Below are 23,137 nucleotides of genomic sequence, written 5' to 3' on the forward strand. Positions count from 1 at the left end.
GACATCGACCGCGAGATCGACGGCTTCGGCCCGAACAACTCAAGTCCAGCGTGGTCAAGAACGCCGGACGCAAGTGACCGCGTCTAAACTTCGGCCCCGGACTGCCGGGACGTTTCCCCCTCGATACTGTTCGCTTCTTCGGCTAGCCGGGCCACGGCAAACTCACGATTCCGCAGTGTTTGAAGACGATGCGCTTCCGGCAGGTCGGAAATGGCCAGGAGGCGGTCACACGCTTCGAGGGAACCCCGAATATCCCCTGCCCAGTAGGAAACGACGGAATATTCGAAGAGCAGCCCCCACGTGTAGACCCATGGGTGCGTGAAAAGAATGTCGTCGGGCTCCGCGCGATTGATCCCCGCACACGCGAAGGCATGCCCGGCACGATAGTTTCCACGCTTCCGCAGCCGTGATACCAATTCGAAGCATGCTTCAAGGCGCTGCGGCCGCTGCTCCCATGCCCTTGAGAGGGTATCCATGGCTCCCGGCCAGTCACCGGACTCATCCTTGAGGATTCCTGCCTGCAGGAGTGCGTAATAGACCTCCTCTCCCCAGCCGCCCATCTCCGCACGGCGTTCGTAAAGGGCGATCGCCTCTTCGGTGCGCCCCATGTCACGCATGGTCTGGGCCAGGTAGAACGTGCTGCGCGCGTTCGTGGGATCACGTTCGAGCTCCGCGCTCAGCAGGGCCATGTCCCGTTCGAACTTGTCGTGCCGGGAGCCGCCGTCGGCGAAGTGCTCGATCACGAGGGCGTCGAGGTTCTCCTGTTCGTGCTCCTCGTCGGCAGTCAGGTACTCGTGTGTCACGCCTTCGTAGCGCCAGTGCAGATCGCCGCGGACGAGACGCTTGATCCGGTAGGCGAGACTGCCGGCGTGCGGGATCATGTAGGACGCACAGGACAGCGAAGGCAATGGCCCTTCCTGCCGAATGGTCATGTCGGCGTCCATCAGAAGCAGGTAGTCGGCTTTTCCGCGGGCGCGTTCGATGTTGAGTGTGCGATTGGCCCCGAAGTCAACCCAGGGGTCGTCGTGCAGCTCACCGGGGACACCAGCGAAGGCTTTTCGAATCAGATCCTGGGTGCCATCCGTCGAGCCCGTGTCAGAGATGATCCAGGTGTCGACGATGTCGCGTACCGAGGCGATGCACCGCTCGATTACGGCTGATTCGTTCTTTACGATCATACAGAGGCAGATGGTCGGCTTCATTGTTCTGGCCCTACCTTCGAGTTTCCAATCGGGCATGACGATAAAAGCCTGCATCACATGGGAGGAAGTCGCCGTAATCACTTTAGACACTTCATCCCAAGGATTGTCGGCGCAACGCCGATTCTCGTTATGAGCGAGCCGGGCGACAGGAAGCGGGCGGGTGCCGGTGGGAGCGGCTGCCGGCCTTGCCTCACGGAGGGGATGCACGGAGGGGATCCGCCCAGCAGGCGCCATGAAGCCAGCCGCTCACGCGAAGGCGCCAGAAGATGCCATGGACACGGCAAGGGGAGCGCAGGTGGTCCGACCAGGGCCATATCACTCAACGTGCACGATCAGTCGCACACGGTAATGATGCGAGTGTCGCCCCTGCCGGGGTGGCGTGACTTATCGACTTCGCGACATCAGGAGACCGCATGAGTCCTGACTCCAGGACACGTTCCTCACTCGGACCGCTCCCGCTCCCCAGGCGGAGCACTTGGATTGCGGGCAGCAGCCTTGCGTCCCTCGCTCTCGTACTCACGGGCATGGCCAGCCCGGCTCTCGCGATGGAGCACACGAAGACGGTCGCCAACATCGCCGCTGCCACCAACCCGCGTGCCGACGGTTGCCGCGACGACCGCTGCGACGACCAGGGCCACAAGGGCCACCACGGCGAGCACGGCGACCAGGGCCAAAAGGGCCAGCACGGCCACAAGGGCGACCACGGTCACAAGGGCGATCACGGCCACAGGGGCGAGACCGGCCCCACGGGGCCGACCGGACCGACGGGGCCGACCGGCCCTGCGGGTGCCGACGGTGAGACCGGACCGACCGGCGCAGACGGTGCCGATGGCGCCACGGGCGCCACCGGACCCGCGGGTGCCGACGGGGCCACCGGCCCGACCGGACCGACCGGCGCTGACGGTGCCGATGGTGCCACCGGACCTGCGGGCGCCACCGGACCTGCGGGTGCCGACGGGGCCACCGGGCCTGCGGGCGCCACCGGACCTGCGGGTGCCGACGGGGCCACCGGTCCTGCGGGTGCCGACGGCGCCACGGGCGCCACGGGACCTGCGGGTGCGGACGGTGCCGCCGGGGCCACCGGTCCTGCGGGCGCCACGGGACCTGCGGGTGCCACCGGACCTGCCGGCGCCACCGGGCCTGCGGGTGCCACCGGACCCGCCGGACCGTTGGATGCGCAGATCGTCTCCCAGGACTACAACGTCCTGTTGGGCGTCAACGCGTCCTACAACTCCCCGGCATGTCCGACCGGCACCTCTCCCATCTCCGGAGGACTGTCTGCCGTTGGGCTCGCCACCGTCCTCGGGCAGAGCTTCCCGAACGGAGACCACTGGACCGTGACCGCGACGGCGGGTGCCATCACCACCATTACGGTCTACGCGGTCTGCAGCTGACCGCACACCTCACAACTGCCTTTCGCACATATGAGTCCCCGCCGGTCTTCCGGCGGGGACTCATGCGCGCTGAGATTCCGCCTCGGCTCGGTGCGGCGGAGAAGAGGGGTGGTCCCCGATCGGTCCCCAAAAACGATCGAGGGGCCGTGTCAGATTGCTCTGAAACGGCCCCGGATCTGCGACTCTCACGAGTCGGGACGACAGGATTTGAACCTGCGACCCCTTGACCCCCAGTCAAGTGCGCTACCAAGCTGCGCCACGTCCCGATGCCCGCCTGACCTGGGGTTTCCCCTGGCTGGACGTGCATGGAAACGATACCGCACTCGTGACGGTGGTCGCGCACCCGTTTTCCGCCGGCCGGGCGGTCGCCGAGATCCCCGTACGACGATCCCGGCGACGTACGGCCGTAACTAGCCCGACCTGCCCCGACCCGCACGGACCGGGGTGACCGGTTCCCGCTGTCCCAGGGGCACGGGGCCGTCGACGCGCACCAGATGGCGGATCGCGGGCACCGACAGCAGGGCCGTGGAGACGACGAGGGTCATGACTCCGGCTATGAGGAGGACATGGTCGGCGCCGAGGGCCGCGGCGGCCGGTCCCGCTAGTGCCTGGCCGACGGGCATCATCGCCAGTGAACCGGCGACGTCGTAGGCGTGGATGCGGTTGAGGACGTCGGGCGCGACCTGCGTCTGCACACTGGTCGCCCACATCACGCCCCACAGCGACATGCCCGCTCCGGCGATCACCGCTCCCGCCGACATGGCGGCCACACCGAGCCCCGCCCCGACGGACGCGGGAAAGCACGCGAAGGCGAAGAGGGCGAAGGAACCGGCGCGCAGCATGCGGCGCGGACGCAGTCGCAGCGCGACGAGCCCGCCGATGACGGTGCCGGCGCCGAGGGCGGAGTTGATCAGGCCGTAGGCGCGCGGGCCGTGCTCCCGCACCACCTCGGTCGCCACCAGCGGGACGGTCGGGCCCCAGATGGAGATCATGTAGACGCACCAGATGACGATGACGGCCCACATCCAGGTACGGGATCTGAACTCCCGCCACCCCTCGGCGAGATCGGCCTTGAAGCTGCCGCTGTGGGCCCGGCTTCCGGGAGCGGCCGGGGGCAGGCGGAGCAGCAGCAGGCACAGGGCGCTGAGCGCGAAGGTGGCCGCATGGGCCACGAAGACCCCGCCGGCGGAGGCGAACGCGACCAGCAGACCCGCCAGGGCGGGGCCGGCGAGCTGGGCGGAGGACTCGGCGATCCGGATGGCGCCGTTGGCCCCCTGCACGTCGGTGGCGAGGCGCGGGACGGTGCTGGCGACGCCCGGCTGGAAGACCGCGCCCGCCACACCGTTGGCCGCACCGATCACGCAAATCTGCCAGAGGACCACGTGGTCGGCGAAGAACAGGGCGGCGGCGGCCGCCTGGGCCACCAGCCGCACGAGGTCGGCGCCGATCATCAGCTTGCGGGTGCTGAACCGGTCGGCGATCACTCCGCCGAAGATCACCAGTCCGGCGAAAGGGGCGGCCGACGCGGCCATGGCGACGCCGACGGCACCCACCCCGTACCCGTACTGCAGCAATCCCGCGGCGAGGGCCACCGGCAGCATGGTGTCGCCCAGCCGGGCCATGGCGCGGGCGACGAAGAACAGGGCGAAGTCGCGCGACCAGACCGGCCGCGGCGGCCGGTCGGCAACGATGTCAGGCCGGACGGGGCCCGAGCCCGCCACCGTGGACGCCTCGCTCCACGGCTCGACCTCCCCGCCCCCGGCCCCGCCGACGCCGCTCGATCTGCCCCCGGCCACGCAGACGCCGGTCGATCTACGCCCAACCGACCCGTCCCCGAACGAACTACTCCCCGCCGACCCGTCGGCCGAACTACGCCCCGCCACACCGTCACCCGCCGAAACACGCCCAGCCACACAGACACCCGCCGAACTGAGCCCAACCGACCCGTCCTCGGCCGAGCCGCGCCCTGCCGCACCGTCGCCCGCCGAACTGCGCTCCGCCGACCGGTCCTCGGCCGAGTTGTGCCCAGCCGAGTCGTCCGCTGCCGTGCGGTCCGACCGCTCCCCGTACGGCGGCTCCTCGCCCGATGACGTCATGGTCACCCCGCTCGCCCCTCCCCTGGCCCCGCCCCGCGGCTCCCCCACGAAGCCGCCCGTCCCGCTCCCCACTCCCGTTTCCGGATCATGCCACGGGCCTCCGACAGCGCCGAGGCCGTTTCAGTCGGCGGACGGGAGCCCCAACTCGGGGTGGGCGTCGATCAGTCGGGGCGGGGCCGCCTGGCGCCAGGAGTCGGCGAGGATGTCACGGAGTTCGTCGTCGTCCTCCACGGCGGAGAGCCGGGCTCGGACCCAGGCGAAACCGGCTTCGTGGTCGGCGATCCAGAACTTTCCGGGCTCGGCCAGGACGAGTTCGTCGCGCTCCTCCTTCGGGCAGCGCACGGCGATGGACGTCTCCGCCTCGGGCAGCGTGACGAACATCTTTCCCGCGACCCGGAAGGTGGGCATGCTCCAGGCGATCTTCTCCGTCGTGTCCGGCAGGGAGAGGGCGATACGGCGTACGTCTTCGGCATCCGGCATGAGACGCACGGTAGCCAACGGCACTGACATCGACGCGTCGAAGCACGACGTCAGCGGCGTACTCGACACGAGGGAGCACGACCTCGGCGGCGCACTCGACACGACGGAGCACGACCTCGGCGGCGCACTCGACACGACGGAGCACGACCTCGGCGGCGCACTCGACACGACGGCGCGCGACGTCACTCGTGCGCGCGACGCGACAAGCCGGAGGGCGGGTCCTCGACAGGCCCGATCGGGCGACACGGGCACTCGTGAGATCACGGGTGCCCGCGCCGCCCGCCGGGACCGAGGCAGGTCATACGTCGCCGGCGGGCGCTCCCGGCCGCTTGTAGAAGATCGTCGTCGGACGCAGTTCACCCGAGGGCGTGGCCGCGTAGTCGGGTATGGCCCCGAGTCGGGTCCAGCCCGCCGAGGTAGAGGGACTCGGCGGGGCTGTCGGTCTCGGTGTCCAGGTGGAGGAGGGTGACTCCGGCGGCGGCCGCCTCCTCCTCCGCGGTCGCCAGGAGCGTCCGGCCCAGTCCCTGCCCGCGGCCGTCCCGGTGCACCATCAGCTTGACGAGTTCGGCGCGGTGACGGCTGTTGGGCTTGTCCGGGAACGCGAGGGCGACGGTGCCGAGCAGCCGGTCACCGCCGTGGGCCACCCAGACCGCGAGGTGCCCCGCCGAGACCGCGGCCGCGCGCTCCCGCCACCAGGTGACGGCCGCAGCGCGGTCGAGCGGGGCGAGGAACCCGATCGAGGCGCCGCCCTCCACGGTGTCGATGAGCAGGTCCGCCAACTCGTCGACGGCCGCAAGGACTTCGGCTGCGGTGAGGCGGGCGACGGTGCTCACGGCAGCACCACCGCCAGCGCGTACCGCACGTCCGCGGGGCCGGGACAGCGAAAGCGCGTCGGGCCCCACACCCGCAGCCGGAGGCAGTCGCCGGCACCGAGGCGGTGTTCGACATTCTGCGCGGTCACGTCGAGCGTTCCGTCGAGGACCCAGATGTGCTGCTCCAGGCCGGGCACGGGAGGCCTGTCGTACGCGATGTCCGCGCCCACCGTGAGCCGTCCCTCGACCAGTTCACCGCGGAGTCCCGGATGCGGCGGCGACACCGATCGCCGGACGAAGCCGGAGGCCTTGTCCGTCCAGACCGCCTGGTCGGCGGCGCGGACCAGCAGGGCGGGTTCTCCCTCCACCTCGCTGAGCAGATGCGACATGGTCCGCCCGTACACATGGCAGAGGCGGTTCAGGAGGGAGGCCGTGGGGCTGATCTCGGCGCGCTCGGCACGGGAGAGGGTCGACCGGCTGATCCCGCTGTGCTCGGCCAACTCGCCCAGGGTCCAGCCCCGTTCGGCCCTCAGCTCGGCCAGTCGGGCCCCGAGCCGGGCGTCGACGGCGGCATCGTCTTCACTTCCCATATTCGGGATCCTATCCCAGATAAGAGAAGCCGAGCTGTCGGGCTCAGTCCACGGTCGCCGCTCGGGTCAGAGCGTCCAGGACGGGCCGGATCAGCGGATGGTCCTCCGCGCCACGGCGTACGGCGGCGAAGACGCGGCGGGTGGGCGCGACGCCGTCGACGGGGCGGACGACGACACCGGTGAGCTCCATGCCGCGCAGCGCGGAGCGGGGCACCAGGGCGACGCCGGCGTCGGCGGAGGCGAGGGCGACGACGGCGCGGAAGTCGTCCGAGGAGTGTTCGAGGCGCGGCTGGAATCCCGCGTTCTCGCAGGCCAGGACCACCACGTCATGGCAGGGATTGCCCGGGTACGGTCCGATCCACGGATCCTTGGCCAGTTCGGCGAGCGGCACCTCCTCGGCGTCGGCCAGGCGGTGGCTGACAGGGACGACCGCGTCGAAGGGCTCGGCGTAGAGCGGGACGTGCGTCAGCCGCGGGTCGTCCGCGTCCGGGGCGCCCCGGTACTCGACGGCCACCGCGATGTCGACCTGCCGGTCCAGCACCATCGGCAGGCTGGCGTCGCCCTCGGCGTCGTGGACCCGGAGGCGGATGCCGGGGGCCGTGACGGCGAGGCGGGCCAGCGCGGGGGCCACGACCAGGCCGATGCCGGTCGCGAAGGAGGCCACGGTGACCGTACCGGCGGAGCCCGAGCTGTACGCGGCCAGCTCGGCCTCCGCGCGCTCCAGTTGGGCGAGGACGGCGTTGGTGTGTCCGAGCAGGATCTCGCCGGCGGCTGTCAGCCGTACGCCCTTGGCACCGCGTTCGACGAGCCGGTGGCCCGTCTCCTGCTCCAGGGCGGTCAGCTGCTGCGAGACCGCCGAGGGCGTGAGATAGAGCGCGGCGGCTGCCGCCGTCACCGTGCGGTGGTCGGCCACCGCACGAAGGATGTGGAGCCGCCGCGCTTCGATCATGCGACCGATTCTCTCAGGTCACACGCCTTTCCCGGCCATCAGGCCGGAGTGCGCCCCCGGGCGCGAGGGCGCACGAACGGTCGGCCGTGCATGTCCGCCAACACGCGCGCGCCGCCCGCCGCCCGGGGCCGTCCGGGCACCGGCGGTGCGGGCCGCTGTCGGGCCGAGGGTGCGCGCCCGTCAGGCGTCGAGCTCCGCCCGCGCCGCCACGAAGGCGTCCACGGCCCGGTTGACGTCCTCGGTGGAGTGTCCCGCGGACAGCTGGACCCGGATACGGGCCTGCCCCTGCGGAACCACCGGGTAGGAGAAGCCGATCACGTACACGCCGCGCTCCAGGAGCAGCTCCGCCATGCGGCCGGCGACGGACGCGTCACCGATCATGACGGGAGCGATCGCGTGGTCGCCGGGGAGGATGTCGAAGCCCTCCGCGGTCATCCGGGACCGGAACAGCGCGGTGTTCTCGGCGAGCCGGACGCGCAGGTCGTCGGCGGACTCCAGCAGGTCGATGACCTTGAGGGAGGCCGCGGCGATCACCGGGGCGAGCGTGTTCGAGAAGAGGTACGGGCGGGAGCGCTGGCGCAGCAGGGCGACGATCTCGGCGCGGGCGGCGACATAACCGCCGGAGGCGCCGCCGAGGGCCTTGCCGAGCGTGCCGGTGATGATGTCGACGCGGTCCATGACGCCGTGCAGCTCAGGGGTTCCGCGGCCGCCGGGGCCGACGAAGCCCACGGCGTGCGAGTCGTCGACCATGACCATCGCGTCGTAGCGCTCGGCGAGGTCGCAGATCTCCTTGAGCGGAGCGACGTAGCCGTCCATGGAGAACACGCCGTCGGTGACGATCAGACGGCGGCGCGCGTCGGAGGCCTCCTTGAGCTGGGCCTCCAGGTCGGCCATGTCACGGTTGGCGTACCGGAAGCGGCGCGCCTTGGACAGCCGGATGCCGTCGATGATCGAGGCGTGGTTGAGGGCGTCGGAGATGACCGCGTCCTCGGCGCCGAGCAGGGTCTCGAAGACGCCTCCGTTGGCGTCGAAGCAGGAGGAGTAGAGGATCGTGTCCTCCTGGCCGAGGAACGCGGACAGCCGCGCCTCCAGCTCCTTGTGCACTTCCTGCGTACCGCAGATGAAGCGCACGGAGGCCATGCCGTAGCCCCAGCGGTCGAGCGCCTCGTGGGCGGCGGCGACGACCTCGGGGTGGTCGGCGAGGCCGAGGTAGTTGTTCGCGCAGAAGTTGAGGACCTCACCGGGGCGGCCGCCCGCGGTGACGTTCACGGTCGCGGACTGCGGGCTGCCGATGACCCGCTCGGGCTTGTGCAGCCCGGCGGCGCGGATCTCTTCGAGGGTGGTGCGGAGGTCGTCACGGACGGAGTCGAACATCATCAGTTCCTTAGAGTCCTCAGAGGGTCCAGTCGAGAATGACCTTGCCGCCGCGGCCGCTGGCCGCGTCGGCGAATGCTTCCTCGTAGTCACGGAATCCGTACCGGCCGGTGATCACGGGGGCGAGGTCGAGGCCGCCCTCCAGGAGGACCGACATCGCGTACCACGTCTCGAACATCTCGCGGCCGTAGATGCCCTTGATCGTGATCATGGAGGTGACGATCCGGGACCAGTCGACCGGGAACTCCTGGGACGGCAGGCCCAGCATCGCGATCCGTCCGCCGTGCGTCATGTTGGCGATCATGTCGCGCATCGCCTCGGGGCGGCCGGACATCTCCAGGCCGATGTCGAAGCCCTCGCGCAGGCCGAGGGTGCGCTGACCGTCGGCGATGGTCGAGCTCGCGACGTTGAGGGCGAGGCTGACGCCGATCTTGCGGGCCAGTTCCAGGCGCTCCTCGCTGACGTCGGTGATGACGACGTTGCGGGCGCCCGCGTGGCGCGCCACCGCCGCGGCCATCAGGCCGATCGGTCCGGCGCCGGTGATCAGGACGTCCTCGCCGACCAGCGGGAAGGAGAGAGCGGTGTGCACGGCGTTGCCGAACGGGTCGAAGATCGCGGCGACGTCGAGGTCGACCGGGACGCGGTGCACCCACACGTTCTGGGCGGGCAGCACGACGTACTCGGCGAACGCGCCGTCGCGGCCGACGCCGAGGCCGACGGTGGCACGGCAGAGGTGGCGGCGCCCGGCGAGACAGTTGCGGCACTTGCCGCAGACCAGGTGTCCCTCACCGCTGACGCGGTCGCCGATGTTGATGTCGGCGACGTCGCGGCCGGTCTCGACGACCTCGCCGACGAACTCGTGCCCGAGGACGAGCGGCGTCTTGATGGCCTGCTGCGCCCAGCCGTCCCAGTTGCGGATGTGCAGGTCGGTGCCGCAGATCCCGGTCCTGAGGACCTTGATCAGTACATCACCGGGGCCGGCCTGCGGCTCCGGAACGTCCGTGAGCCAGAGTCCGGGCTCCGCCTTCTCCTTGACCAGCGCCTTCACTCGACGGCTCCTGTGCGTGAGGTCCCGGGGAACGGGCACGCCGAAGGGGCCCGCACCGGGGAGAGGGGTGAATTCACCCAGAAATCTGCCGTACGACGGTGCCCCCGGTCCATCGAGGATTTCTTAAGCGCGGCCCCAGCTTTCCTTCACACCCCAGTTCTCCCTAGCCCTGCCCGGGGTCGGATGTCGGGCCGCCGGAGTGGCCCAAGAGGGGGACCGCGGTGTCGGAGGTGACTACGTGGACATGCGTGATCGCCGTCCCATGGGGGCCCATCACATACATCAAGGGCACGTCCCGGGGCGGCCGGCAGGGCCGGCTTCCGCGTCCCGGCACGTCGTCAGAACCCCTGGACGCCCTCCCGCCGTTCGAGCCGCTCGACCAGCTCGGCCGCCATCGACTTGATGGTCTCCAGGCCCGCCTTTCCCCAGGGGCGCGGCTCGACGTCGACGACGCAGATCGTGCCGAGGGCGATGCCGGTGCGGTCGATCAGCGGGGCACCGAGGTAGGAGCGGACGCCGAAATCGTCGACGACCGGATTTCCGGCGAAGCGCGGGTAGTCGCAGACGTCCTCCAGGACGAGCGCCTTGCGGCGCACCACCACATGGGGGCAGAAGCCGTGGTCCCGGGCCATGTAGCGGCCCACCTCGAGTTCGGCCCCGTCCGCGGTCGCGGCGAGGTCGCTGCCCTTGGCGCCGCCGTCAGGGGTGTGCAGACCCGCGAAGAACTGCTGTTCCTCGTCGATGAAGTTGACCATCGAGTACGGCGCCGCGGCGACCTCCGCGAGACGGTCCGCGAAGGCGTCGAAGGCGGGCTCCGCGCGCTCCCCCAGCCCCAGTCGGCGCAGCCGCCGCACCCGGGCCGGAGCGTCCTTGTCCTCCGGCGTGAGCAGCAGACGACCGGCCGGCCGCGGCGGGTCGTAGCTCATGTACGGGCTCCGTGGCTCGGGGAGTGGGCCGGCGCGTGGGCCAGGAGGTGGCGGACCAGGGTGAGCAGGGTCTGCACACCCGAGCTGGAGATCCGGGCGTCGCAGCGCACGACGGGGATCTCGGGGTCGAGGTCGATGGCCGCGCGGACCTCGGCCGGGTCGTAGCGGTACGAGCCGTCGAACTCGTTGACCGCGACGATGAACCCGAGACCGCGCTGCTCGAAGAAGTCGACGGCGGCGAAGCAGTCCTCCAGGCGCCGTGTGTCGGCGAGGATCACCGCGCCGAGCGCGCCCTCGGAGAGCTCGTCCCACATGAACCAGAACCGCTCCTGCCCGGGTGTGCCGAACAGATAGAGCACATGTTCCGGATCGAGGGTTATGCGTCCGAAATCCATCGCGACGGTCGTCTCGACCTTGTTCTCGATGCCGTCGAGGTTGTCGGTCGCGGCGCTGACCGTGGTGAGCAGCTCCTCCGTACTGAGCGGCGCGATCTCGCTCACCGCGCCGACGAAGGTTGTCTTGCCGACCCCGAACCCGCCCGCCACCAAGATCTTCAGTGCGGTGGGGAAGAGGTCAGAGGTGTCGTCGTAATCCATCGAGCACTGCCTCCAGAAGGGACCGGTCAGTGGGGTTGTGGTGGAACTCCGGGGGCTTCGTGGTGAGCGCCCCGCAGTCGACGAGGTCGGACAGCAGCACCTTGGTGACCGCCGCCGGAAGCTTCAGATGGGCGGAGATCTCTGCGACCGAGACCGGTGCCCGGCAGCGTTCGAGTGCCTGGCTGTGTTCGGGGCCGAAGTAGCCGAGGGGTGTTGCTCCGGTGGCCATGACCTGGGAGAGGAGGTCGAGCGCGGTCGTCGGCCTGGTCCGGCCGTTGCTGACGGTGTAGGGGCGCACCAGGCGTCCTGCCGCGTCATCGAGCCAGGGCCCGTCACCGGCCGCGGCCACGCTCAAGGCCTCATCGCCGGGGGTTCGACGGTGTGCTGCCGGGGCGCGGTGATCAGATAGGGGCGGACGCTCTTGACCAGCATCGCCATCTCGTAGCCGAGCACGGCCGCGTCGGCCTCGCGGCCCGCGAGCACGGCGAGACAGGTACCGGAGCCTGCCGTGGAGACGAACAGGAGGGTCGAGTCGAGTTCGACCACGACCTGGCGCACCTCGCCGCCGTCCCCGAAGCGCACGCCCGCGCTGCGCCCGAGGGAGTAGAGGCCGGAGGCCAGCGCGGCCATGTGGTCGGCACTGTCCGGGTCCAGGCCATGGACCGACTTCACGAGACCGTCGCAGGAGAGCAGCACCGCGCTCGTGGTGTGGGGTACGCGCTGGACGAGGCCGCTCATCAGCCAGTCGAGATCGGATACGTGGCCGGTCGGCGCATCGCTCGCCATGGGGGATCGACTCCTTGAGGTACGAAGGTCCGCGGGAGCGGTGGGGGTGGGGGTGGGGGTGGGGGTGGTCATCCGGCCGGTGCGCTCCCGTCGTGCCGGGTGGTGCGGTCGTGTCCGGACGTGGTGTCGCGCTCTGCGTGCGGCGCGGGCGCGTGCGTCGTGCGGGCTTCGCCCAGGAACGCCGTCGGGGTGCCGTACTTCAGGGGTACGTCGCTGGGGTCGCCGCCGCTGAGAGGGGTGTCCGTGGAGGACTCCCCGTGGACCCGCGCCGCACCGTCCGCGCGCGGTGCTTCCAGGCGCGGCCGCTCCAGGCGCGCCCGGTCGGGGAACGACGCCGGGGCGGCCGACGCCGACGCCCCCCGGGCCGGCTCCGGCTCCTCCCGGCCCGCCGTGTCCGCGTGGACGGCCTCGGCGAGCCCGATCCCGCGCTGGAACGCCGCCATGAGACCCGGGTCGTGCCCGACGACGTACTCCGAGTCCTGGCGGGGAGCGGGCCCTTCGCGCAGCTGGGGAACGAGGTGCTCCTGAGCCCGCCGCTTGGGCAGATGGGGCTTGCCCATGGTGCCGCGGACGGCGCCGGAGCGCGGGGTGGGCGGCATGGCCGCGTTCTCGGCGGCGGTGAGCCGGTCCTCGGGGCGGATGCCGGGCACGGCCTCGGCCGGATTGGGCCGCTCCGCGCGGGCGCCGCGCACGGGGAGCGGCGTGGGACCGCCGCGTCCCGCGACCGGCTCGCCCGGGGCGACGCGCGGAGGTGTCCGCTCCCCCCGCACCGGCTCCCGCTGCGACTGCCGTGGCACGGGGGCGACCATGCGGCCCGCGGGAGCGGCCGGGATCTGCGCCGGTGCGGGCTGTGTGGGCCCGGGTCCGAGGGACGGCCGGGTCCCGCCGCCCGTCTCCTGAGGCGGCCCCTGCGTCACGCCCCCGTCTCCCGGAGCACCCGGCCTCGCGCCCAACAGCGCCTGCGGGACGACGAGTACGGCCTGGACACCGCCGTAGATGTTGCTCTGGAGCCGGACGTGGATGCCGTGCCTGCGGGCGAGCTGCGAGACCACGAACAGACCGATGCGCCCGTCCTGGAGCAGGCCGGCGACGCTGACCTGGTCGGGGTCGGTGAGCAGGGCGTTCATCGTGTTCTGTTCGCCCGGCTGCATGCCGAGCCCGCGGTCCTCCACCTCGATGGCCAGTCCCGAGGTGACCAGATTGACGCGCAGCAGCACTTGGGTGTGCGGGGCGGAGAACACCGTGGCGTTCTCGACGAGTTCGGCGAGCAGGTGGATGACGTCGGCGACCGCGTGGCCGCGCAGGGTGCCTTCGATCGGGGGCACGAGTTTGACCCGCGAGTACTGCTCGACCTCGGCGATCGCGGAGCGCAGCACCTCGGTCATGGAGACGGGGTTGCTCCACTGTCGGCGTGAGACGGCGCCGCCGAGCACGGCCAGGTTCTCGGCGTGGCGCCTGATCCGGGTGGCGAGGTGGTCGACGTGGAAGAGCCCCTTGAGGAGGTCCGGGTCCTCGATCTCGTTCTCCAGCTCGTCGAGGATGGAGATCTCGCGGTGCACGAGGGACTGCAGGCGCCGGGCGAGATTGACGAAGACCTCGACCTTCTGTTCGCTGCCGGTGGGGCTGGAGAGCTGCGCGGCCTGCACGACGGCGGCGACGGCGCCGTCGTGGGCACGGGACATGTCCGCGGCGAGCAGTTCGAATTCGTCGGCGTCCGCGGGAGCCCGGGGGCGCGTCTTGCGCTCGGGCGGGTTCTCGCCGCGGCGCAGCGCCTCGACGACGGCGCGCAGATCGGTCTCGGTGCGGGCGCTGGCGCGACGCAGGGCTCCTACGCGTTCCCGGACGGACGTGGCGGCGCGATCGGCTGCCACGGCGGCGATCAGGATGCCGGCCAGGGCCACGCTCACGGCGCCGGCCAGGACGGCCCACAGGGTGAGGCCGGGCCGGGCGCCGGTGGAGCGGACGGTGAACAGTACGGCGGCGCACGCGCTGAGGGCCACCGCGGTCGGCGGCAGTACCGCGAGGCGCAGCAGCTGGGGCCGCAGGTGCGTCTCGGGCAGCGAAGAGGTGGCACGGGCGACCGGTCGTCCGTGCCGTCCGCCCTCACGGCGGTCTGCGCGTGCGGCCGGTGCGCGAAGGTGAGACATCGGCGTCCTCGTACTGGATGCGTCGGGGGCACGGGGCTCCCGCGGGTCTGCGCGACTCGGGCATGTGCCATCGCGGTGCCGGTCGAGAGAGCCGAAAAAATCGGCCCTGCGTCGCCCGACGGCAACTGACAGTAGTCGCCAACGCGTCATGTGCGGTGGGCTGTTGACAAACTCCCCCGGCCGACATCCCGCCCTGGTATGAGCCGTCGTACGACTGACCGATAACGCCGTCGGACACCCGTTCACACCGCAGCTGAATTCGATCGGAGCTGGTCAGAAGCGGTCGCAAACAAAGGCGAGGGCCGAGGAGCATTTCGCTCCTCGGCCCTCGCCGTAGATCGCGTGATCAGCCCGCAGGGACCGTTTCCGGCTCTCCGGTGCCCTCCGCAGGGGTGCTCCCGACGTCACCCGGCGTGTCGGCGACGGTCTCCTCGACGACCGGCCAGCCGCCCTTCGGCGCACGGGCCACACCACGCCACCACGGCTCCGAGGGGACGGTCTCGGCCGTGGGCTCGAAGGGCTCGCCGGGCCGCGGCAGCGCGACACGCGCTCCGACCGCGCGGGCGGCGGCCACCGTGCCCTCTCCCGGGTCGGCCCAGGCGTGGGTCGAGAGGTTGAACGTCGCCCAGTGGATCGGCAGCATCACTCCGGAGGGCCGCCCGCCCTGGAGGTCGAGGTGGGAACGCATGCCCTCCTCGGGCGTCATGTGGATGTCGGGCCAGAACTCGCTGTAGGCGCCGATCTGGATCATCGTGGCGTCGAACGGGCCGTGGGCGGCGCCGATGTCCTTGAAGCCGCCGAAGTAGCCGGTGTCACCGCTGTGGTAGATCCGGTGGGCATCGCCCTCGGCGACCCAGGAGGCCCACAGGGTGTGCTGCGTGTTGCGCAGTCCGCGACCGCAGAAATGGCGCGCCGGTGTCGCCGTCAGGGTGATCCCGCCGACCTTCGTCGACTCCTGCCAGTCCAGCTCGCGCACGCGGTCCGCCGAGATGCCCCAGTGCTCCAGGTGGGCGCCGACGCCGAGCGGCACCGCGAACACCGTGTCCGTGTCGGCCAGCGCCTTGATCGTGGGCAGGTCGAGGTGGTCGTAGTGGTCGTGCGAGATCACCACGACGTCGACCGGGCCGAGCGCGGCCAGCGGCAGGGGCACCGGATGCAGCCGCTTGGGACCGGCGAAGGCGAACGGAGAACAGCGCTCACCCCAGACCGGGTCGAACAGCACGCGGTGGCCGTCGATCTCGGCGAGGACGCTGGAGTGCCCCATCCAGGTGAGCCGCAGCCCGGTCGGGGCGGGTCTGGCCAGGTCGGCGAGGGTCGTGGCGTGCACCGGCACCGTGCCGATCGGGGCGCGGTGGGCGCGCTCCTCACTGCGGAAGTAGACCTTCGCGAACTCCACCATCGAGCCGTCGGGGCGGGTCCGGGCAGGCTCCGGGTTCTGGAAGACACCGTCCGCGAAGTTCGGTGAGTTGCGGATGCGCTCCATGCGCGCACCCCCCGGATCCGCGCCGAAGGCGGCGGGCCGCAGCGCGCGGAGCCCGGAGCTCAGGGTACGGAAACCGGTCACGGATACCTCCAGAAGGAGTCGGTCAGGCTTTCATTATGGTCGTCGCCTCTGACAGCGCCGGTCCCCCGGTCACAGCGCGATGTCCGCGGCCCCGGGTCTGTAAGTGCTCAACCCCGGCGCGCACGCGGTTCTTCCTCGGAAGCGAAACGTTCTCGTACACCACCGCGCGACGAGCCTCCCCGGGCGCCCCCACCCGGTGGTCGATCCCGTGCGTTGACATGACCCGACCCTCATTCCGATACTGACTCATGATTCAGTAGTCTGGGACTCGTACCCGTGGCCCACGGGTCGCGTCCGCCCGTCCGCTCCCTGGAGGCACCGTGTCCGACCATCACGCCGGGCCGACGGTGACCGGGGACGTCCCGGACATCGTGCGGCGCGTCATCGCGCGGAGCCCGTGATGGGCGAGACGATCACCGGCGGCGAGGCCCTCGTGCGCGCCCTGTGCGGCCACGCCGTGACCCAGGTCTTCGGCATCCCCGGAACGCACAACCTGGAGATCTACCGGCACCTGTCCGCGTACGGCATCCGGCACCTCCTGACGCGCCACGAGCAGGGAGCCGGATACGCCGCCGACGCCTACGCGCGCGTGACCCATCGCCCGGGTGTCGTGATCACGACGACCGGACCCGCCCTCCTGAACGCGGCGGCAGCCGTCGGCCAGGCCTACTCGGACAGCGTGCCGCTGCTCGTCGTCTCCCCCGGGATGCCCCTGCGCCACCCCCGTCTCGCGACCGGTCTGCTGCACGAGACGCGCAGCCAGACGGAGACCCTGCGGGGCGTGGCCGCCTTCAGCCACCGCGTGTCCTCGATCGCGGAGATCGACGCGGCGGTGGCGCGCGCCTTCACCCTGTTCCGCACCCGCCGGCCGCGCCCCGCGCACATCGAGATACCCCTCGATCTCCTGGAGGCCGCCGAGGAGACGGGCCCCGTCCGCGTCACCCCTCCCGTGCTCCCCCTCGCCCCCGACGCGGCGGCCGTGGAGCGGGCCGCCGAAGCCCTGCGCGGGGCACGCCGTCCGGCGCTCGTGCTCGGCGGCGGAGCGCGCGGCGCGGCCGTCCCGGGCCTCGCCCTCGCCGAGGAGTTGGGCGCTCCCGTCCTCACCACGGCCAACGGCAAGGGGATCGTCCCCGAGACCCACCCGCTGTCCCTCGGCGTGTCCCTCCACAGCCCCTCGGTCCTGGGCTGGCTCGCGGAACGCGACGCCGTGCTCGCCGTCGGCACCGAACTCGCCGAGTCCGATCTGTGGACCGCGCCGCCCGCCCTGAACGGCACGCTGATCCGCGTGGACCTGGACCCGGACCAGATGTACGCGGGCCTCCCCGCGGACATCGCCGTCGTCGGCGACGCCCGGGTCTCCCTGACGGCCCTGCTCGCGGCCGTGGAGGGGCCCGGCGGCCCGCGCCGCCACGCGCGCGTGGCGGACGAGGACCCCGTCCTGCGGGCCGGAGTCCTGCGGGCGGCGCGGAACGCCGAGACCGCACGGCGCGACGCCCGCTGGATCCCGTACCTGCGGGCCGTCCGTTCCGTCCTCGCCGAAGACGCCGTGATCACCTCGGACAGCGCCCAGTGCTGCTACTACGGAGCGCTCCCGCACCTCCCGCTCGGCCCCGAGGGCCGCTATCTTCACCCGACCGGCTTCGGCACACTCGGCTACGCGCTGCCCGCGGCGATCGGCGCCAGGACCGCCTGCCCCGACCGCCAGGTGGTGGCACTCAGCGGGGACGGCGGCCTCCAGTTCACGGTGCAGGAACTGGCGACCGCGGCACAGCTCCACCTCCCGCTGCCCGTCGTGGTGTTCGACAACGGCGGCTACGGGGAGATCCGCGACGAGATGGCCGCCCGGGGCGACACCCCCACGGCGGTCGACCTCGCACCGGTCGACCTGCCCGCCCTGGCCCGCGCCTACGGAGGACAGGGCACGCACGCGTGCAGCCCGGACGAGCTGACCGCCGCGCTCACCGAGGCACTGCGCACCCCCGGCCCCACCCTGATCGCCATCCCCGAGGAGACCCGATGACCGCCCCCCTGATGACGCTCACCTGGACGGACCATGTCACCGGCCGCCCGGGCTTCCTCGTCGTCGACCGGCTCGTGCGCGGCGTCTCCAGCGGCGGTCTGCGGATGCGGCCCGGCTGCACGCTGGAGGAGGTCACCGGGCTCGCCCGGGGCATGACCATGAAAGAGGCTCTGCACTACAACCCCGAGGGCCGGTACATCCCGCTGGGCGGCGCCAAGGGCGGTATCGACTGCGATCCCCAGGACCCGGCGGCGTACGGCCTGCTGGTGCGCTACCTGCGCGCCATGCGCCCGTACATCGAGGCTTTCTGGACCACCGGCGAGGACCTCGGGCTCACCCAGGACCTGGTCGACCGGGCGGCCGAGGAGGCCGGGCTCGTCTCGTCCATCCAGGCCGTGTACCCGCTGCTCGACGACGAGACGGCGGCCCGCGGACGGCTCGCGGACGCCTTCGCGGTCGAGGTGGACGGCATCGGCCTCGACGAACTGGTCGGCGGCTGCGGCGTCGCCGAGTCGGTCCTCGCGGCCCTGGACCGGGCCGGGGTGGAGTACGCCGGTACACGCGTCGCCGTGCAGGGCCTCGGCACCATGGGCGGGGCCACGGCGCGCTTCCTGTCCCGTGCGGGGCTCAGCATCGTGGCCGTCGCCGACGTCAAGGGAACGATCGCGAACCCGGACGGCCTCGACGTCGAGGCGCTGCTCGCCGGGCGGGACGCGTACGGGACGGTCGACCGCGGGGTGCTGCGCGCCGCCGACCGTGAACTCCCCGGTGACGCCTGGCTGTCCGCCGATGCCGAGGTTCTGGTGCCCGCCGCCGTGTCGTACGCGATCGACACGACGAACCAGCAGGCGATCAGGGCCCGTTGGATCGTGGAGGCGGCCAACATGCCCGTCCTGGCGGACGCGGAGACCCTGCTCGCCGCGCGCGGGGTCACCGTCCTGCCGGACGTGGTGGTCAACTCCGGCACGAACGCCTGGTGGTGGTGGACGCTGTTCGGCGACATCGGCGCCGACGCGGACGAGGCGTTCGCCCACACCCGGCGCTCGATGCGCGCCCTGATCGACCAGACGCTCGCCCGCGCCGAGGCCGACGGCACGACGCCGCGGGCCGCCGCCCACGCCATCGTCACCGACCGGCTGCCGGTCATCGCGGAGCGGTTCGGGTGGTACGGATGACGGCCGCGTAGCCACGGCCGCGTAGCCCCTGAACACCCGCCCCGCGTCCCGTCGTCGGGGTGCCGTCGAGGACCTGGCGGTCGACTGGCTCGCCCGTACGCGCCTGCCCAAGTCCGTCCACGACGCCGGATGGTCCGCGTTCGGGTCGACGCTGGAGTACGAGGCCGCCCGATACGGGAGGCCGCCCGGTACGGGCCTGCCCTCCGCCGGATCGGCCGCTCCGAACCCACCGGCCAGGGGTGTGCTCACGGTGCGGCGTGAAGGACGGCCCCAGGCCTTCAGACGTCCGCGTACGGACGTGTCGGGCGCACGGAGCCGTCCTGAGGCCGGCCGCAGCCGCCCGAACGGGCCGGACCGCCGAGGGAGCCGAGGAAGGCGTCAACTCCCTCGGGGTCTCTCCCGAGGGGGCTCTGTGTAGGGTTGCCGCGTGGCGAGAGTGCGGTTGAGCGTGGCGGAGCGGCGTGAGGAGTTGTTGCGGGCCGCCGTCGAACAGATCGAGGCGCGGGGCGTGGCGGCGGTACGGATCGCCGACGTGGCCTCGTCCCTCGGGGTGAGCAACGCGCTGGTGCTGTACCACTTCTCGACGAAGGAGAAGCTGGTCGCCGCCGCGTTCACCTACGCGGCCGAGGACGACCTCGCCCATCTCCGCAAGCTGCTCGGCCGCCGTACGACCGCCCTGCGACGCCTCCGTACGGCCGTGCGCTGGTACGCCCCGACCGGCCAGGCAAAGGGCTGGCGCCTGTGGATCGAGGGCTGGGCCGCCGCCCTGCGCGAGCCCGCGCTGCGCGAGGTCACCCGCGATCTGGACAGGCAGTGGAAGGCCGCGATCACCGAGGTCATCGCGGAGGGCGTGGCCGCGGGCGAGTTCCGCTGCCCGGACCCCACGAGTGCGGCCCTCCGGCTCACGGCGCTGCTGGACGGCCTGGCCGTCCAGATGACGGCGTACGACGGCGCCGTGTCACGGGCGCGGACCCAGGAGTGGGCGGACGAGGCCCTCGCCCGCGAACTGGGCCTCGAACGCGAGGCGTTGGTGGCGGCGGTGCGCTAGGGCAGGGCACGGTTCCCCAGTTCCGTGCGCCGGTGCCCGTGCCCCACTTCCGTGCGCCCGTGTGTGTGCCCCACTCCTGTGCGCCGGTGCCCGCGACCCACTTCCGTGCGCCGGTGTCTGTGCCCCACTCCTGTGCGCCCGTGCCCGTGCCCCACTTCCGTGTGCCGGTGCCCGTTCTCGTGTGCCCAGCCCCGCTGCCCCGTCCGCGCCACTCCGTCGCCGTCACCTCACCGGTCGGCCCGGTCCGTCCCGGGCGCCGTCGCCCGGCCTGCGCCCGACCGGCCGAGTCGGCCCGTACCCTCGCCGCCTGTGGCGCCGCGACGGAGGTCGTCGCGGCTCAGGCCACCGACTCGATGCGCATCTTGATGTCGTCCGGTGACAGGGCACCCTTGGCCGCCACGTGGTCGCCCGAGGACTCCCCGCGCAGCCGCCGTCCGATCCACGGCACCAGGTACTCGCGCGCCCACTGGATATTGTCGCGCCGCATCTCGAGCGTGCCGCGCGGCGGCAGGGGCGGCCAGGGCTGATCCGGGTCGGCGGGCACCTCGAGGCCGAGCACCTGTCCGGCACGGAGCGCGACCCGGGTGTGGCCCTCGGGCGAGAGGTGCAGGCGGTCGCCGTCCCAGGCACGGCGGTCCTGGATCGTCTTCAGGGACCAGAGGTCGAGGACGGGACAACCGTAGCGGTCCGCGATGGCCCGCACATGTCCGTTGTACGTGGCGATCTTGCCGCGCAGATGCTTGAGCACGGGGACGCCACGGGTGTCGAAGCCGGTGGTCACCATGACGGTGCCGACGGCGGAGGTGAGGTCGATGATCGCGCGCTCGAAGCGCTCCGCGACCTCGTCGGGGTCGGTGCCGGGCCGGATGATGTCGTTGCCGCCCGCGCAGAACGAGACCAGGTCCGGGCCGAGTTCCTTCGCCCGCAGGAGCTGGGTCTCGACGATCTGGTCGAGCAGTTTGCCGCGCACGGCGAGATTGGTATAGGTGAAATCGCCCTCGGGACGCCGGTCCGCGAGAAGGACCGCGAACCGGTCCGCCCAACCGACGAAGGCCCCGTCGGGCCCAGGGTCGCCGACGCCCTCGGTGAAGCTGTCCCCCACCGCCACGTACGACCCGATCACTGATCTGTTGTCACTCTTCGAATCGTCTGCCACATCGAGCAATGATTCACCCTCGGATGTGAGCTACGCGACCGTAGGGAGGGGTTGACGTGCGGTGAGATAGGCCACTGGCCAAGTATTGGTCAACTCCGGAATAGGGCTCCGATCAAGGCTGTTGAGGCAGCGACCACCCACGGGCAGCGGAAATCATGGGAATCGCCGCGCGGCGGTCACGCGCCTTGTACGGGAAACTCCGAAGGCCGGACCCCGGGGATCGTGGGGTCCGGCCTTCGGAGACAGTCCTGCCGTCAGGAGCAGGGCTTGGCTTCAGGAGCAGGGCTGGGCGTCAGCCGACGGTGACACCGTGCGCGCGCAGGTACGCGACGGGGTCGACGTCCGAGCCGTAGTCCGGCGTGGTGCGGACCTCGAAGTGCAGGTGCGGTCCGGTGACGTTGCCGGTCGCGCCGGAGAGGCCGACCTGCTGGCCCTCGGTCACGCTCTGCCCCGCCGAGACGGACAGGGACGACATGTGGGCGTACTGGGAGTACCGGCCGTCGGCGTGCTGGATGACGACCTGGTTGCCGTAGGCGCCGCCCCAGCCCGCGGAGACGACCGTGCCCGCGGCGATGGACTTGATCGTGGTGCCGGTCGGGACCACGAAGTCCACGCCCGTGTGGTAACCGCTGGACCACATGCTGCCCGCCAGCTTGTAGCTGGTGCCGAGGGTGGCGCCGTCGACGGGCAGGGTGTAGCCGGAACTGCTGCTGGCGGAGGCCGCGTTGGTAGCCGTGGTCACCTTCTCGGCCTTGGCCGCGGGGGCCTTCGCCGCAGGGGCCTTCGTCGCAGGGGCCTTCGTCCGGGTGGACGAGTGGGTGGCGCCGGCGAAGGCGGCCTTCTTGCCGAGCGACAGCTTCAGACCGGGGTGGATCAGCGACGGGTCGCTGCCGATGGCCGAGCGGTTGTCGGAGTAGATCTTCTTCCAGCCGCCGGTGACGTTCTGATCGTCGGCGATCTTCGAGAGGTAGTCGCCGGACTTCACCGCGTACGTCTTCGTCGTGGCGACCTTCTTGGCCGCGGGAGCGGCGGTCGCGGCCTTCTCGACGTGCTGCGCGACGGCGGTGGCCGGGGTCGCGGCGTGGGCGCCCGTGGCTCCCATCAGAGGCAGCGCGAGCGCGGCGCCACCGGTGCCGGCCACGGCGATCGAGCGGGTGAAACGCAGGGACTTCGGACGGCGGTGCTTACCCTTGGCGGGCATGACGAATTCCTCTCCGGCGCCTGCGAGGTGAGCTGTCGGGTGCGGGCTGGAGATGCCCGGCCACGCTGCTGCGCGGCTGTACCCCTAGCCTGTTCCGGAGACCGGACCAGGCACGGAACCTGTGGGTCCCCCGCTCCTGCCATGTACGGGTGAGTGTGCGGATTCCGGGCGGCGGCAGGATTGGGCGTCCGTCCGGATTGAGGCAGAACGTAAGCGAGATGAGAGCGCGTCGACAACTATGTGCGGTTTCTGTGCGCTCACCTTTCTTGATCCATGCGGGAATTGCCGTCACCCTCTGTGGAATGACGATCTTTACGGCCCCTCAACCCGCCCGGGAATGCGGGCGGGTTGAGAAATGGGGACGGCAACGCATCGTCACGAATATGACGCTCCTCACGCGACTCGTCCCACGGTGCCTTATTTCAGGGACAGTTGGAATGAAGGCGCTATTTCGGACAGAACAGTCACATGCGACGTCGGTGGATATCCATCACATCCAGCCCCTCGCGGAGTCCGATCCGCACGCCGTGATGCGACGACGCCCCATCTAGGACGATTTGACGGCTTTAGTAG

The 23,137-nt window shown here is 71.3% G+C and carries 19 protein-coding genes, 1 tRNA gene, 1 pseudogene and 1 riboswitch; of the genes and pseudogenes, 4 read left to right on the plus strand and 17 right to left on the minus strand.

Features of this window, described 5'->3' with window-relative positions:
• Window positions 1–83: 83 nt before the first annotated feature.
• Window positions 84–1,202, minus strand: a complete 1,119-nt coding sequence (locus ACFWBT_RS02575) for a glycosyltransferase (RefSeq protein WP_385694888.1) — start codon at window positions 1,200–1,202, stop codon at window positions 84–86.
• A 524-nt stretch (window positions 1,203–1,726) separates the two neighbouring features.
• Here ACFWBT_RS02575 and ACFWBT_RS02580 point away from each other — a divergent pair.
• Window positions 1,727–2,596 carry a hypothetical protein gene (locus ACFWBT_RS02580; RefSeq protein ID WP_385694890.1) on the plus strand — a complete coding sequence of 290 codons (870 nt, stop codon included), beginning with the start codon at window positions 1,727–1,729 and terminating at the stop codon, window positions 2,594–2,596.
• A gap of 192 nt (window positions 2,597–2,788) precedes the next feature.
• Here ACFWBT_RS02580 and ACFWBT_RS02585 read toward each other — a convergent pair.
• From ACFWBT_RS02585 to ACFWBT_RS02650, 14 genes and pseudogenes are all read right to left on the minus strand, one after another.
• Window positions 2,789–2,862: transfer RNA gene (locus ACFWBT_RS02585), tRNA-Pro, on the minus strand.
• A gap of 144 nt (window positions 2,863–3,006) precedes the next feature.
• A complete protein-coding gene (locus ACFWBT_RS02590; protein WP_385695005.1) occupies window positions 3,007–4,317 on the minus strand; it encodes an MFS transporter in 1,311 nt (436 codons plus the stop codon).
• A 495-nt stretch (window positions 4,318–4,812) separates the two neighbouring features.
• Entirely contained in the window at window positions 4,813–5,172 is a 360-nt protein-coding gene (locus ACFWBT_RS02595) for an MmcQ/YjbR family DNA-binding protein (RefSeq protein WP_385694893.1), read from the minus strand.
• A gap of 298 nt (window positions 5,173–5,470) precedes the next feature.
• Window positions 5,471–6,005, minus strand: a pseudogene (locus tag ACFWBT_RS02600) (GNAT family N-acetyltransferase).
• Window positions 6,002–6,574: a helix-turn-helix domain-containing protein gene (locus ACFWBT_RS02605; protein ID WP_385694895.1), complete on the minus strand. Its 573-nt coding sequence runs from the start codon at window positions 6,572–6,574 to the stop codon at window positions 6,002–6,004. Before ACFWBT_RS02605 ends, ACFWBT_RS02600 begins: the two are co-directional and overlap by 4 nt.
• Before the next feature lie 43 nt (window positions 6,575–6,617).
• Window positions 6,618–7,523 carry a LysR family transcriptional regulator gene (locus ACFWBT_RS02610; protein WP_266764121.1) on the minus strand — a complete coding sequence of 302 codons (906 nt, stop codon included), beginning with the start codon at window positions 7,521–7,523 and terminating at the stop codon, window positions 6,618–6,620.
• A gap of 180 nt (window positions 7,524–7,703) precedes the next feature.
• Window positions 7,704–8,897: a glycine C-acetyltransferase gene (locus ACFWBT_RS02615; RefSeq protein WP_266765949.1), complete on the minus strand. Its 1,194-nt coding sequence runs from the start codon at window positions 8,895–8,897 to the stop codon at window positions 7,704–7,706.
• A gap of 19 nt (window positions 8,898–8,916) precedes the next feature.
• Window positions 8,917–9,945: an L-threonine 3-dehydrogenase gene (tdh, locus tag ACFWBT_RS02620; RefSeq protein WP_266764120.1), complete on the minus strand. Its 1,029-nt coding sequence runs from the start codon at window positions 9,943–9,945 to the stop codon at window positions 8,917–8,919.
• Between the two features lie 338 nt (window positions 9,946–10,283).
• On the minus strand, window positions 10,284–10,871 hold the full coding sequence (locus tag ACFWBT_RS02625; protein WP_385694900.1) for a GAF domain-containing protein: 588 nt from the start codon (window positions 10,869–10,871) through the stop codon (window positions 10,284–10,286).
• Window positions 10,868–11,467: an ATP/GTP-binding protein gene (locus ACFWBT_RS02630; RefSeq protein WP_385694901.1), complete on the minus strand. Its 600-nt coding sequence runs from the start codon at window positions 11,465–11,467 to the stop codon at window positions 10,868–10,870. Before ACFWBT_RS02630 ends, ACFWBT_RS02625 begins: the two co-directional genes overlap by 4 nt.
• The gene (locus tag ACFWBT_RS02635) at window positions 11,445–11,816 is read right to left on the minus strand and encodes a DUF742 domain-containing protein (RefSeq protein ID WP_385695007.1); all 372 of its coding nucleotides are present in this window, start codon (window positions 11,814–11,816) and stop codon (window positions 11,445–11,447) included. Before ACFWBT_RS02635 ends, ACFWBT_RS02630 begins: the two co-directional genes overlap by 23 nt.
• A 2-nt stretch (window positions 11,817–11,818) precedes the next feature.
• The gene (locus ACFWBT_RS02640; RefSeq protein WP_266847992.1) at window positions 11,819–12,253 is read right to left on the minus strand and encodes a roadblock/LC7 domain-containing protein; all 435 of its coding nucleotides are present in this window, start codon (window positions 12,251–12,253) and stop codon (window positions 11,819–11,821) included.
• A 68-nt stretch (window positions 12,254–12,321) separates the two neighbouring features.
• Window positions 12,322–14,400, minus strand: a complete 2,079-nt coding sequence (locus ACFWBT_RS02645) for an ATP-binding protein (protein WP_385694905.1) — start codon at window positions 14,398–14,400, stop codon at window positions 12,322–12,324.
• Between the two features lie 346 nt (window positions 14,401–14,746).
• Window positions 14,747–15,964, minus strand: a complete 1,218-nt coding sequence (locus ACFWBT_RS02650; RefSeq protein ID WP_385694908.1) for an MBL fold metallo-hydrolase — start codon at window positions 15,962–15,964, stop codon at window positions 14,747–14,749.
• Between the two features lie 400 nt (window positions 15,965–16,364).
• Between ACFWBT_RS02650 and ACFWBT_RS02655 the strand changes: the two genes are divergently transcribed.
• The 3 genes from ACFWBT_RS02655 (at window position 16,365) to ACFWBT_RS02665 (ending at window position 20,207) form a co-directional block, all read left to right on the plus strand.
• Entirely contained in the window at window positions 16,365–17,984 is a 1,620-nt protein-coding gene (locus tag ACFWBT_RS02655; protein ID WP_385694911.1) for a thiamine pyrophosphate-dependent enzyme, read from the plus strand.
• Window positions 17,981–19,159 (plus strand): Glu/Leu/Phe/Val dehydrogenase dimerization domain-containing protein, encoded by a 1,179-nt coding sequence (locus ACFWBT_RS02660; RefSeq protein ID WP_385694914.1) that lies wholly within the window; start codon window positions 17,981–17,983, stop codon window positions 19,157–19,159. Before ACFWBT_RS02655 ends, ACFWBT_RS02660 begins: the two co-directional genes overlap by 4 nt.
• Before the next feature lie 427 nt (window positions 19,160–19,586).
• A complete protein-coding gene (locus ACFWBT_RS02665; RefSeq protein ID WP_385694916.1) occupies window positions 19,587–20,207 on the plus strand; it encodes a TetR/AcrR family transcriptional regulator in 621 nt (206 codons plus the stop codon).
• Window positions 20,208–20,544: 337 nt separating this feature from the next.
• Here the strand turns inward: ACFWBT_RS02665 and ACFWBT_RS02670 are convergent, their stop codons facing one another.
• Together ACFWBT_RS02670 and ACFWBT_RS02675 are read right to left on the minus strand one after the other, a co-directional pair.
• Window positions 20,545–21,330 (minus strand): SGNH/GDSL hydrolase family protein, encoded by a 786-nt coding sequence (locus ACFWBT_RS02670; protein WP_266765948.1) that lies wholly within the window; start codon window positions 21,328–21,330, stop codon window positions 20,545–20,547.
• 325 nt (window positions 21,331–21,655) lie between these two features.
• Window positions 21,656–22,564: a peptidoglycan DD-metalloendopeptidase family protein gene (locus ACFWBT_RS02675; protein ID WP_385694919.1), complete on the minus strand. Its 909-nt coding sequence runs from the start codon at window positions 22,562–22,564 to the stop codon at window positions 21,656–21,658.
• 4 nt (window positions 22,565–22,568) lie between these two features.
• A riboswitch (cyclic di-AMP (ydaO/yuaA leader) is annotated at window positions 22,569–22,726 on the minus strand.
• Window positions 22,727–23,137: the final 411 nt, after the last annotated feature.

The organism is Streptomyces sp. NPDC060027, assembly GCF_042737005.1.
In the GTDB taxonomy this organism is placed as follows: Bacteria; Actinomycetota; Actinomycetes; order Streptomycetales; family Streptomycetaceae; genus Streptomyces.